At 56.7% G+C, this 12281-nt stretch carries 11 protein-coding genes; 6 read left to right on the top strand and 5 right to left on the bottom strand.

The window, feature by feature from the left end; translation table 11 throughout:
* The first annotated feature begins 64 nt into the window (after positions 1-64).
* From VL547_RS04745 to VL547_RS04735, 3 genes are read left to right on the top strand one after another with little or no spacing between them, the layout of a single operon-like run.
* Positions 65-670 (top strand): TetR/AcrR family transcriptional regulator, encoded by a 606-nt coding sequence (locus VL547_RS04745; protein ID WP_325575746.1) that lies wholly within the window; start codon positions 65-67, stop codon positions 668-670.
* A 4-nt stretch (positions 671-674) separates the two neighbouring features.
* Positions 675-1943 carry an MFS transporter gene (locus tag VL547_RS04740; RefSeq protein ID WP_325575744.1) on the top strand — a complete coding sequence of 423 codons (1269 nt, stop codon included), beginning with the start codon at positions 675-677 and terminating at the stop codon, positions 1941-1943.
* Between the two features lie 10 nt (positions 1944-1953).
* Positions 1954-2259, top strand: a complete 306-nt coding sequence (locus VL547_RS04735; protein ID WP_325575742.1) for a hypothetical protein — start codon at positions 1954-1956, stop codon at positions 2257-2259.
* Between the two features lie 17 nt (positions 2260-2276).
* On the opposite strand, the gene VL547_RS04730 is transcribed toward VL547_RS04735, so the two are convergent.
* The 3 genes from VL547_RS04730 to VL547_RS04720 all read right to left on the bottom strand — a co-directional run bounded on the left by VL547_RS04730 (position 2277) and on the right by VL547_RS04720 (position 5186).
* Positions 2277-2471, bottom strand: coding sequence for a hypothetical protein (locus tag VL547_RS04730; RefSeq protein WP_325575740.1), 195 nt, complete (start codon positions 2469-2471; stop codon positions 2277-2279).
* A gap of 12 nt (positions 2472-2483) precedes the next feature.
* Positions 2484-3917: a family 43 glycosylhydrolase gene (locus tag VL547_RS04725; protein WP_325575738.1), complete on the bottom strand. Its 1434-nt coding sequence runs from the start codon at positions 3915-3917 to the stop codon at positions 2484-2486.
* 231 nt (positions 3918-4148) lie between these two features.
* Entirely contained in the window at positions 4149-5186 is a 1038-nt protein-coding gene (locus VL547_RS04720; protein WP_325575736.1) for an acyltransferase, read from the bottom strand.
* Between the two features lie 26 nt (positions 5187-5212).
* On the opposite strand from VL547_RS04720, the gene VL547_RS04715 reads away from it, so the two are divergent.
* Positions 5213-6490, top strand: coding sequence for an MFS transporter (locus VL547_RS04715; RefSeq protein WP_325575734.1), 1278 nt, complete (start codon positions 5213-5215; stop codon positions 6488-6490).
* A 37-nt stretch (positions 6491-6527) separates the two neighbouring features.
* Here the strand turns inward: VL547_RS04715 and VL547_RS04710 are convergent, their stop codons facing one another.
* Positions 6528-7142, bottom strand: a complete 615-nt coding sequence (locus tag VL547_RS04710) for a YSC84-related protein (RefSeq protein WP_325575731.1) — start codon at positions 7140-7142, stop codon at positions 6528-6530.
* A 116-nt stretch (positions 7143-7258) separates the two neighbouring features.
* Here VL547_RS04710 and VL547_RS04705 point away from each other — a divergent pair, with 116 nt between their 5' ends.
* Both VL547_RS04705 and VL547_RS04700 read left to right on the top strand, forming a co-directional pair.
* A complete protein-coding gene (locus VL547_RS04705) occupies positions 7259-9622 on the top strand; it encodes an ABC transporter permease (RefSeq protein WP_325575729.1) in 2364 nt (787 codons plus the stop codon).
* Complete coding sequence (locus VL547_RS04700) at positions 9619-11220, top strand: M1 family metallopeptidase (protein WP_325575727.1); 1602 nt, start codon at positions 9619-9621, stop codon at positions 11218-11220. Before VL547_RS04705 ends, VL547_RS04700 begins: the two co-directional genes overlap by 4 nt.
* Here VL547_RS04700 and VL547_RS04695 read toward each other — a convergent pair.
* Positions 11192-12223: a glycoside hydrolase family 26 protein gene (locus VL547_RS04695; protein ID WP_325575725.1), complete on the bottom strand. Its 1032-nt coding sequence runs from the start codon at positions 12221-12223 to the stop codon at positions 11192-11194. The genes VL547_RS04700 and VL547_RS04695 overlap by 29 nt on opposite strands.
* Between the last annotated feature and the right edge of the window lie 58 nt (positions 12224-12281).

The raw sequence follows: 12281 nt of genomic DNA, 5'->3' as shown, positions 1-12281 counted from the left end.
GGCGGCCGGCTTTGACATTTCGTCAAATTTTGAAATATTGACGAAAAATATGTACTTTTGTGGGGTGTCTCTCCCTCCCCAAGAAGAACAGGCAGAAATCCTACAGGCCGTCCTGCGCCTCTACCGCCAGTTTGGCCCGGATAAAGTGGCCATGGACGATATAGCAAAGGCTACCGGCCGTAGCAGGACCTCGCTCTATTATTATTATAAGAACCGGGACGAGGTTTTCAGGGCGGCCATCGACGCCATTGTCCTGGATATCGCCAAGGACCTCCGGAAAGCCGTCGCCGACGTCCAACCCCTGGAGGAAAAGGTCTTCACTTTCTGCGTGGCCAAGCTCCGGATCTCCCGGGAATGGAAGTTGATCCTGAATTCGATGTGGGCCACCATGGAATCTAAAGAGCGGTTGGGGCACCTGAAGACGACCGAGGGGCTTCACCGCAAGCTCGTCCACCAGGAAAGCCTCGTCCTCAAGGAAATCCTGGCGGCCGCGGCGGAGAAAAAAGAAATAAGGGTCCTGAGCGATGAAGAAACAGACAACTGGGTCTTTGTCATCACCAGCGGCATCCGCGGCATCCGGAACGAGCTGCCCGATCAAAACCTTACCCAGGCCGTCAAGGCTTCAATACGCGTATTGAGCGACATGGCCACCAAGTGGTTGAAGAAATAGAGAAATGAATAAGATTAGCGATATACAAATGTTCAGGGCCTTTCGGAGCCGGAACTACTCCCTTTATTTTGCAGGCCGGTCCGTTTCCCAATTCGGCACCTGGATGCAGCGGATAGCCGTTATCTGGCTGGTGTATTCGATCACCAATTCCCTATGGTGGTCCGGGGTAACGGCTTTTGCCGAGCAATTCCCGTCATTCCTGGTGTCCATCCCCGGCGGTATCATAGCCGACCGGTTCAACCGGTACACCGTCATCAAGGTTACACAGGTCGCGTCGATGGCGCAGTCCGTTTTGCTGGCGCTGCTGGTGCTCACCGGTCACGACCCGATGTGGGCCATCCTGACGCTGAGCGTCGTGCTGGGTATCATCAACGCGATCGACATCCCCGCGCGGCAGACCCTCCTGCACGAGGTCGTGGCGGAACCTTCGGACCTGCCGAATGCCCTGGCCCTGACTACGGCCACGGCGAGCCTTGCCCAGCTGCTGGGGCCATCGCTTTCCGGTTTCGTCCTCAACGCATGGGGCGCCGCCGTTTGTTTCCTGATCAATGCGGCGAGTTTTGGCGGGGTATTCCTTTCGGTCGTTCTTATGAAAGTTCCTCCCCCGACCGTTAAAAGGTCGGATAAAAAGGTCTGGACGGAATTTACCGAAGGCTTCATGTATGTAGTAAAGACACGGAACCTGGCGACTGTTATATTGATGCTCTCGATCGTCAGCCTGCTCGTTTTACCCTATAGCATCGTCCTTCCGGAGTATGCCAAGGTGGTGTTCAAAGGCAACGCGTCCACCTTTGGGTATATAAACAGCTTTGTCGGAATCGGCGGGGTTGCCGGCACCATCTTCCTGGCGACGCGGAAGCCAGGCACGGACATGCGGAAAATACTCCTGGTCAGCATACTGCTCCTCGGCGCGGCCCTGGTCGGTTTTTCCCGGACAACAAACTTCCCGCTGGCGATGTTCTTTGGCGCCGTGGCAGGCTTTGGCGCGATTGCGCAGTACACGATCTCCAACATCCTCATCCAGTCCGAATCGGATCCCAAGATGCGTGGCCGGGCGATCGGCGTCCTGTTCATGGCCATCTTTGGCATGATGCCGCTGGGCGCCCTGCTGATCGGCGCCGTATCGTCGAAGTTCGGCGCGCCGGTAACGGTGTTGTGCGAAGGCGTCGCCTCGCTGGTCGTGCTGGCCGTATTTTTCAGGCGGTTGACCGTTGCCGGCGCCGCGCCTACGCGTGCAGAAGTCGAGGAAGCCATCGAAGAAACCGTCGCATAAACCTCTACATATGGAATGGTACAACTATGTCGCTGCCTTTTTTTCCGGCGCTTTTCTGGCCAACTTCGTCCCGCATTTCGTCGCGGGGATCCAGGGAAACACTTTTCCCTCGCCTTTTTCCAAACCGCGGGGCATAGGTCCTTCGTCACCCACGGTTAACGTGATCTGGGGGATCGTCAACCTGGCCGCCGGGTGCCTGTTGTTCAAATCGGGGCACGTGGGCGGCGGAGACTGGTGCGCGGTTATCGCGTTTTTTGCGGGGCTGGCGTTGTTGAGCGTGATGATGAGCAGGCATTTTCAGAAGAAGCAGTTGTAAGAAGGCCCCCCGGCGTGTTACCCCAGGTAATCCGGGGGGAAAACCTTCTGCCCGTATTTTTCTGCGATAGACAGCAACCGTTTCATGGCCTCACCGTCCAGCGCCGGAGGAGGTAGAAAAGCACCGATGTCAACAGGTCGGACCGGGACTACGGAGACATTCCGGCCTTCCTGCGGCCCGGTTATACCGGGCGGGGTTTTTGTGCTTTCCATGGTATATGTGTTTTAATGGTTTATTGCAGCGATGCCAATGTTGCTAAAGCGCACGGTCCCGTGCTTGACGAAAAAGCCGAGGACGGCGCCCTTCCTTTCGTAGAGGCGGTTGACGATACAACGTTTGGAGGCGATGCAAACGTCGATGATATCGCCTTTCATCACGATCTGGACGTGTATCTTATTATGCAGGCCTTCGACGGCGTCGATGTGCGTTTCCGCCAGCGATACTTCCCGGTTGTCGGGGGTGAAGGCCAGACGATAGGCGTCCCTGCCTTTGTCCCCGCCCCGCAAGAAACAGCCAAAGGACTCGACCGGGCCGCTGGCTTCGGCGTCGAAACCGATTACCGCGTCTGTCGGGACGTCATAGAGGAAAAAGGCGTCCTGGCCGTCGGGCGCGTGAATGGTCTGGTCGTGAGGGCGTGTCGCCGGGCCGGTGGGTTCGGCGACCTCTTTCGGGAAAGAGGTGCTGAGCGTGCCGTCGCTTTCCTGGGAGAGCTCCCTCAGCACGATATTACCGCCAAAAACCTCGCCTTGATCGTCCCGCATATCGCGCCGGCTGGGTATCCACCCGGCCTCGATCCGCCGGCCACCGGTGAAAGCCGCCGTTTTCGCGACGTTGACCCAGTCCTCGTTGAGGGCCTGGTACCGCGGGTACTCCCAGGGGCCATAGGGATGCCGCGACTTCAGGTAAAACGTATTGCCGCCGCGACCATAGACCAGATAATACCAGCCATTCCATAGGAAATAGTCCGGGCACTCGGGGACGTCGCTTTGGCCGTAGATGAGCGGAGACCGGACGGACCATTGTGTCAGGTCTTTGGAAACGAGGTGCACGAGCGCCCCGTCGTCGGGCGTCGGTGCGTTTTCCTGGCCCGACGCAACGAACAAATGGAAGGTGCCGTCCGGGTCCACTACGACCTTGGGATCGCGGAAGTTCCGTTTGCTGTAGCCGGGCGCGGAGGTATAGAAGGGATTGGGTTTTTGCTTTGCGAAATGGATACCGTCGTCGCTGATGGCGTAGCTCAGCTGTTCGTTGACCTTACCCGAGCTATCGATCAGGCGCGTCGCATAAAACGCATAGAATTTCCCGGCGTGGTATGCCACCGAACCCGTGCAGATCGACTTTTCCCACGCCTCGTCGATACCCAGGACGACGGGGTATTGTTTCCACGTCTTCAAGTCGGAGGACACGCTCAGGGCCCACTGGTGCCCTCCCAGGCCGCCCAGGGCCTTATGGTGGGCGGAGTCCAGCAGCCAGTAGAGGTAGTATTGGCCGTCATGATAGAAGGGAATACAGTCGCCTACGAAGAGGTTGCCCTTGGGTTTGAAATAGTCGATGTTGCCCGTGGATTGGATCGAGGGGTCGTAGTGGACGCTCAGCTGGGCGCTGGCGAAGGTTGACGCTGCCGGCGCCAGTAGCAGTAAGAGAACGGTTTTCCGCATAACCTAAGGTAACGAAAAGGCGTTAACTGGCGGATAACGCCCTGCTAACAACCGCCTAACCCCTGGAAATGGCTATTCGGCGTAGTATTGTGTGGAATCCATTACCGTAGTTTTATGATCACGATCGCAACCATATTCGGCTCTTTCTGCCTCCTGTCGGCGGGCATTCAATTCGTCTTTATCGGGCTTCGCCGCCGGCCGACGCTTATCGACGAGCCGGTCGTAGCAGAACTAGGCCTTCGAGAGCCTGCGACGCAATGGGATGTCGTACAGAACCATTACAGCATAAGCGAGCGTCACCTGGAACGCAATGGCGCCAAAAACGATAAGGAAGAGGCTTACCGGGGCTAGCCGGTGGCTACCCAGGTAGTCGCCGAAAATCCAGATGACCCAGTAGTGGGTCATGTAGAGCGGGTAGGATATTCTCCCGGAAAACACACAGAGACTTCGTATGCGGCGAGATGGCGTTGCTCCCGCGCCAATAATGATCAGCGCCGGAAAATATATCAATACGATCAAGGACTCCGTAAACAGGTTCCATTTCCCGAATGGCGACACGAGCGCGAGCACCAGCAGCGCGGCCAGGGGCAAAAAGCCCATCCGGTTCCTGACCATCCATCCGCAGCGGTAAATAAGCAGCCCCGCCATAAAAGAATAGGAAACGCGCGCCAGACCGTCCCAAAAGGTCGGGCCGCTCCAGCCCCCCAATAACGAGTCCTCCTTGTAAATTACATAGACTATTCCGGCGGCAGCCACGACGACCAGTATGGTCAGATAACGGCGGTTGATCCGGCAGAGGACAAGTGCATACGCGATATTGGCCACGTACTCCCAGAACAACGACCAGGCGGGCGCGTTGAAGCTAAAAAGATTGTAGGCCCGCTCGTGCATCACCGGAAAGGGTATCATCAGCAGCGAGCACGCGAATATTTCGGCGACACGGAGCGCACCTAACGGCTCCGAATGACTGAAAAGAAAACCCACCAACCCCAGGACCGAGCCCGCGATCACCAGGGGGTGCAGCCGGATAAGCCTCGACCGGAAGAATTCCCGCAGCCCCAGTTTCCCGATGCGGTCGTCATAGGCGTAGGCAATGACAAACCCCGACAGGCAGAAAAAGAAATCCACGGCAAGGAAACCGTGACCGATAAAGCTTTTGCTGTAATCCGGCTCGACGAACTCCATGAAGTGGAAAATGACTACGGCCAGCGCTGCCACGCCGCGCAGTCCGTCAAGTACTTCGAAATGCTTCCTTTGAAGATGGGACATTCATGAAAATACGCTAAGTTTAGCGGATGAATCCGGCAAACACGAACCGCGCCTCCACGAGCCGCATACTGCTGGCCAGCCTGGCGGGCACGACCATCGAATTTTTTGATTTTTATATCTATGCCACCGCCGCGGTGCTGGTTTTCCCCAAATTGTTTTTCCCGGCCGCGGACCCCACTTCCGCCACCTTGCAATCCTTGGCCACCTTTGCCCTGGCATTTTTTGCCAGACCGCTGGGCGCGGCAATATTCGGGCATTTTGGTGACCGGAAGGGCCGGAAGGCCACCCTGGTCGCGGCGTTGATGACGATGGGTCCATCTACCGTCGCCATCGGCCTTCTGCCGACCTACCAAACCATTGGCGTGGCGGCGCCGATCCTGCTGGCGTTGTTCCGTTTTGGCCAAGGCCTGGGGCTTGGGGGAGAATGGGGCGGCGCCGTCCTGCTGGCAACGGAAAACGCGCCGGCGGGCAAGAAAGCATGGTATGGCATGTTTCCCCAGCTGGGTGCGCCTATCGGCTTTATCCTTTCCAGCGGCACCTTCCTCATCCTCGACAAGGTCCTCAGCGACCGGCAATTTTTTGATTACGGCTGGCGCATACCTTTTATCGCCAGCGCCATACTCGTTTGGGTAGGGCTTTATGTCCGTTTGAAGCTGACCGAAACACCGGACTTTCTAAAGGTCATGGAAAAAAACGAGCGTGTAAAGGTTCCCGTGGCCGACGTTTTTGTCAAACACACCCGCGCGATCGTATTGGGCACGGCGGCGGCCATCACCACTTTTCTCCTGTTCTATCTCATGACGGTGTTTACGCTCAGCTGGGGCACTTCGGCGCTGCACTACGCAAAAGGCAGCTTCCTGATCGCGCAGATGATTTCCATGCTTTTCTTCGGGATCGGTATCCCCCTGTCGGCGCTGCTGGCCGACAAGCACGGCAGGGGCAGCATATTGATGCTGGCGACCGCGGGCATCTTTATTTTTGGCCTGTCCTTCGCTCCCTTCTTCAGCACCGGCAGCCTTTTTGTCACCGGCGTTTTCCTGTCCGTGGGGATGTTTCTCATGGGGCTGACCTATGGGCCGTTGGGAACGGCGCTGGCCGAGATATTTCCGGCAGCCGTCCGGTATACCGGCTCGTCGCTGGCATTTACGCTGGCGGGTATCCTGGGGGCGTCGCTGACCCCCTACCTGGCCACCACGCTGGCCAAAAGCTATGGACTGCCCGCCGTGGGGTATTATTTGTGTATCGCGGCGGTCATAACCTTTGCGGCGATCGCCGCGGCAAGGTCTTCGATGAAGGGAGACTAAAAGAGAAGCCGCTGATGACAGCGGCTTCTCCGGTTCCTTATTTTAATTCTCTATAGGCGAATTTTTGTCCGCCTAAAGACGCCTCCAGCATCAGACCGGTTTTTTCCTGCGAAAAAACGACTACGCTGTTCCGATAGTTCGCATCGGAGGACGCGCCCGCCTTAGCGGCAATGGCCGAAGCCTGACCGCTGAATTCAATTTTGTTTTTCATAAAGCGATCCAGGGCTTCTTTGTTTTCAAAGAAAATGATTTCCCGGTAGGCTTGGCCGCCCGCCTGCGCACCTACGGTTACCTGTGTCATCTGCGCGGTGCCGACCGGCATCCCTTTATGGTACACCGCTCCTTTACCCGCGGCTCCGCCCAAGCCCGCGGCGCCTTTGCCTACGTTGGGAAATATCACGTAGCCGGCGGAGCTCTTTATCAGATTCTTCATAGAAGGATCGGCCTTTAAAAACGAAGCTTTGGCTTCTTTGCTGTCCCTGATGATCCTCGCCTGGGAGGCGTCCTGGGCCATTACCACCCGGGGTAGAAACAGGCCTGACAATATCATTAGAAGTATTGCCGGCACAAGGGTGCTTTTCTTTTTCATAGATGAAAAATTAAGGTTAACAAAAATGAGTATCCTGGTATGGTAGTGCAAAAAATCTGCCACAGGCCGGAATAGAACATGAGGTGTACGGTTCCGAACGGTCGTTTTCTATGTCTATTTTTAATGCGTTGATTATTAATGCGTAAAAATATGGTACCTTTTTAGCCGCGATTTTGGCTATGCTCAGAAACATCATCACCATCTCCATACGGAATCTTCAAAAACACCGGGTCCATTCCCTTATCAACATCGCCGGGCTTACCGCCGGCATGGCCCTCACCCTCCTGATCGCCCTTTGGATCACCGACGAGTTCAGCTTCGATCACTATACGCCAAACCATGGGCGCATCGGCGTCGCCATGCACTATGCCTACCTTAACGACCAGAATGGTACCAGCGACGTCATCCCGATGCCATGGAGCAATGCTTTCAGCCAGTATTCAACCCTTTTCACCCATACAGCCATCACGAGCTCGGGCAGTTTCGACGCCCTGTTCAGCGATGGCGGCCGGGTGGTAAGCGGCAAGGCGCTTTGGGCGCAGATGGAGCTGCCAAGAATGTTCGGATTCCGCTTTATCGAGGGCGACCTTATGTCGGCAAAGGACCCCACCACCGTCCTCATTTCCCAGTCCCTGGCCACCGCGCTTTTTGGTAGCGCCGACCCCATCGGCAGGATGGTGAAAGGCGGCAACGAGGTCGAGTTCAAGGTTGGGGGCGTGTACGAGGACCTGCCCCGGAATACCACATTTTATGGCCTCCAGGCGATCCTCCCGTGGTACAACAAGGTCAACACCTACTTCAACACCAATACCGACTGGAACGACCATAACGGCCACCTCTACGTGGAGCTCGCGCCGGGTGTCACCTTCGGGCAAGCCACGGACCGGGTCCGCCACGTGCCGAGCCCCCACATCACAGACTTTCACGAGGACGCCCTGATCTATCCCCTCGACAAGGCCCATTTGTGGAGTGACTTTAAAAACGGCCAGCCCGACGGCGGCCCCATCCGGTTTGTCTGGCTGTTTGGCACCATCGGCCTCTTCGTCCTCCTGTTGGCCTGTATAAACTTTATGAATTTATCCACGGCCCGGAGCGAGCGCCGCGCCAAGGAGGTAGGCATCCGCAAGACCATCGGTTCCTTCAGCCGCCAGCTCATCGCCCAGTTCCTGTTCGAATCCGTGCTTGTGGCGCTCATTGCCGCCATAGGCGCGATAGCCATCGTCCAGCTGGCGCTGCCCTTTTTCAACCAGCTGGCCGCAAAAGACGTGCATATCCCCTGGGCCGAACCCATCTTCTGGCTCGCCCTCCTTGGATTTGCGGTCCTCACTGGTCTGCTGGCGGGAAGCTACCCCGCTTTTTATCTCTCCAGCTTCAACCCCGTCAAAGTGCTGAAGGGGACCTTCAAGGCCGGCAGACTGGCCTCGCTGCCGCGCCAGGTGCTGGTCGTCCTGCAGTTTACCGTTTCGCTCACCCTCGTCATCTCCACAGTCATCGTATTCCGGCAGATCCTGTTTACAAAGGACCGGCCCGTCGGCTATGCCCGCGACGGCCTTTTCACCGTCGAGATGAATACGCCCGAGATCCGTCAGCATTATGAGGCCCTTCGAACAGAGCTCCTCCAAAGCGGTCTCGCCTCGAACGTCGCGGCGTCCGATTTGACGCCCACCAATTTTGCGTATGGCAACGGGATGGACTGGCCCGGCAAGCGGCCCGAACAGATCGCCGTTACTTTCAACAACGTCGATATCACCCCGGATTACGGCCAAACCATCGGTTGGCGTATCATCTCCGGTCGCGATCTTTCCAGCGATTACCTCACCGATAGCAATGCGGTCATTTTAAATGCCAAAGCGGTCAAAGAGATGGGGGTTAAAGACCCCATCGGGCTGCCGGTGAAGCTGTTTGGCACGCAGTATCATGTGGTCGGGGTTGCAGCCGATATCATCAGCGGCGCTCCCTATGATACGGTGATGCCCGCGGTCTTTGTGGGTGGCCGATATACCGGGGGGAACGTTATCGTCCGGATAAAACCAGGTCTGGCACCCCACACGGCCCTCGAGCAGATGGAGCCGATTTTTAAAAGATACAACCCTGCCAGCCCCTTTATCTATAAGTTCGTCGACCTGGAGTATGCCGCCAAATTCGCGGCGCAGGAGCGCATCGGCAACCTCGCCGCCGTCTTTACCGGGCTCGCCATCTTTATTTCCTGTCTCGGTCTCTTCGGGCTCGCCGCTTTTGTCGCCGAACGGCGCACCAAAGAGATCGGTGTCCGGAAGGTCCTTGGCGCGGGCGTCCTCAGCCTCTGGGGACTGCTGTCGAAGGAATTTCTATGGCTGACGTCGCTGTCCATCCTCATCGCCGTGCCGTTGTCCTGGTATGGGATGCATACATGGATCGAGAGCTATTCGTATCGGGCGCCCCTTTCCTGGTGGATATTCGGCGCTTCGAGCGCCGGTATCCTGCTGATCACCCTGGTCACGGTGAGCTTCCAGTCGCTGAAGGCGGCGTTAATGAATCCGGTGAGGAGCTTGCGGACGGAATGATGCGCTGGCTGATCTTGTTTGGATTGTCGGGGTTTGCGCAATCGGCGTTCGCGCAACCCGGCCGGGAGAAAATGCCCGCTTCCACGCTGCCGGAACAGGCGTGGTGGAATGTCCTTCACTATAGCATTTCCATCCGACCGGATTTTCCCACCCACACCCTAACCGGTACCAACACGATAGCGTTCCGGGCGGTCAAGCCGGGGCAAACGCTGTTGCTCGACCTGCTGGCGCCGATGACCATTTCCTCCGTCAGTTGGCAGGGAAAACGGCTCTCCGTCTCGCAAAAGCCCGATGGCTACCTGGTCGGCTTTCCCCGCACCATCGCCGCCGGTGAACGGGTTACGATAGCCGTTGCCTTTAAAGGTCATCCTAAGGAAGCGGTTAATCCCCCGTGGGATGGCGGCTGGATATGGTCGAAAGATTCATTGGGCCGGCCCTGGGTAAGCCTTGCCTGCGAATCGCCGGGGGGGATGCTGTGGCTGCCCTGCAAAAACGCCTCTTATGACGAGCCGGACAGCGGAATGACGCTAAGCATAACGGTCCCGGATACCCTCGTTGGCGTTGGTAATGGACGGCTAATCGGCCGGCGGCCCGGGCCGCCCGGCTGGACCACCTGGGACTGGAAGGTTGCCAACCCGATCAACAACTACGATATCTGTCCTTACATCGGGAAGTACGTTACCTGGCACCACGACTATCCGGGTCTGGCCGGCCGGCTCGATTGCGATTACTGGGTGATCGATTACCACCGGGAAAAGGCGGAACGACACCTGCGGCAGGTGGACACGCTGTTGGCGTGCTTTGAATACTGGATGGGGCCCTATCCGTTTTATGGCGACGGCTACAAAATCGTCGAGAGCCCCATGGCCGGTATGGAGCACCAGAGCGCCATCGCCTACGGGAACGGCTTCGAGGACGGTTATCGCGGCAAAAACCTGTCCGGCACGCCGTGGGGGCTGAAGTGGGACTTCATCCTGGTCCATGAGAGCGGTCACGAATGGTTTGGCAACAGCATTTCGGCCAATAGCTGGCGCGATGGCTGGATACACGAAGGGTTCACGAAATACCTGGAAACGTTGTACACGACCTGGATCTTTGGTACCGGGGCGGGGAACGACTATACGCTCGGCATCTGGAAAAGGATCAAAAATGACGCACCCATTATCGGCTCGGGCAGCACCGACGAGTATAACAAAGGGTGCGCGATGCTCCACATGATCCGGCAGATCGTCGGGGACACCGCCTTCCGGAAATGTCTCCATGACCTGAACACCCGCTTTTACCACAGCACCGTCAATACCGAAGAAGTCTTATCCTGTATCAACCGGTCTACCGGCCGGGACTTCTCCCGCGTCTTTGCCCAATACCTGACCACGGCCCGGGTTCCGGTACTGGAATATCGTTTTGACGGGGATAGCCTTGCGTATCGCTGGGCGAACTGCGTGCCGGGATTCGATATGCCCGTGAAGGTTTGGTTACGTGGGGAGCGTTTCTTTATTTCTCCGGGCACCCGATGGCGTAAGATATTTTGCACGGATTCAGCATTACGGGTGGACCGGAATTTTTATGTCACCGCGGTTTTATCCCATCCCGATTAATCACCCAAGGATGGTCCAGCAGCTCCCTGGCATTATAATTTGAATTATCCGGCGTGGCGATGGCGTAGGCATAGTTCCAGTTCATCCACCAAACGATTTCGGGGTAATACTTTTGAATGCCCCTCATCAGCTTCAGGTTATCTCCCGGCGGCTGGTCTTGCCCGCCGGTTTGGTCGCCTCCCCGTCTGGGTCCCCATTGGCTGATGGCCATGGGCTTTCCGAGCGATTTGAGCTGACTATAATTTTGAATGCTCTGCGAATCAATTTCCTTGTTATAATCGACAAATAATGAAAAGCCGATCATATCGACGTAGCCATCGCCGGGGTAGAATTGCATCGCTGTATTGTTGGCGCAGGAGGGTTCGTAAATAAATAAAAGATTGTCCAATTGTTTTTCTTTCACCAGGTAATCATGAACTTCCCGGTAAAGCCGAATAAAGTCCGTTGGATTGCCGCCCCACCAGAACCAATCGGCGGTCGCCTCGGCAAACGGGTTCAGGAAAACGACAACCCCTTTTTTCTGCAATTCCGCCAGACCCGCCGCTACCTTATCGAGCTCCCTATAAAAATGGGTGTGATAGGGGTGATACGGGTCCAGCACCAAGTTGATATCGCATTTGCCACCGCCGTTAAAAGAGCCGGGGTTGGCGGGGTTTGTCATAATCAGGTATAATTGGCAAAAACCGCCCTGGCGCCAGTATTCCTCGAACAGCTGGTTGGGTTTTTCCCAGTTTACATCCTGGCCGTTGTGGTATTCGGCGCCAACCAGGCCGACCCATTTGCCCGTTTTTTCCCAAACCACGTGCGGGTAGTTCCCGTCGTCGTCCAGGCGCTTCACGGCCAAGCCCCAACTCTCGAACTGTCCGGATATCAGCCGGGCGGATTTTTTTTGAGGGAGTTCGGTGAGATAGCGCAGGATGGCCGCTCTATCTGTTTGCGCCATGGCGCCCGGGCGGCATTGCCAGGACATGAGCATCGCCAGGGCCATGATGACTTTTCGCATGTCAGCCAAATTACCAATTTATTACTTGGCCGTCCTTAAAAAATTGCCCCGTCGGGCC

Origin of the sequence: Dinghuibacter sp., from assembly GCF_035492835.1 — a bacterium.
In the GTDB taxonomy this organism is placed as follows: Bacteria; Bacteroidota; Bacteroidia; order Chitinophagales; family Chitinophagaceae; genus Dinghuibacter.
The sequence above is the reverse complement of the archived record's forward strand: the minus strand, read 5'-3'. Positions and strand labels throughout refer to the sequence as shown.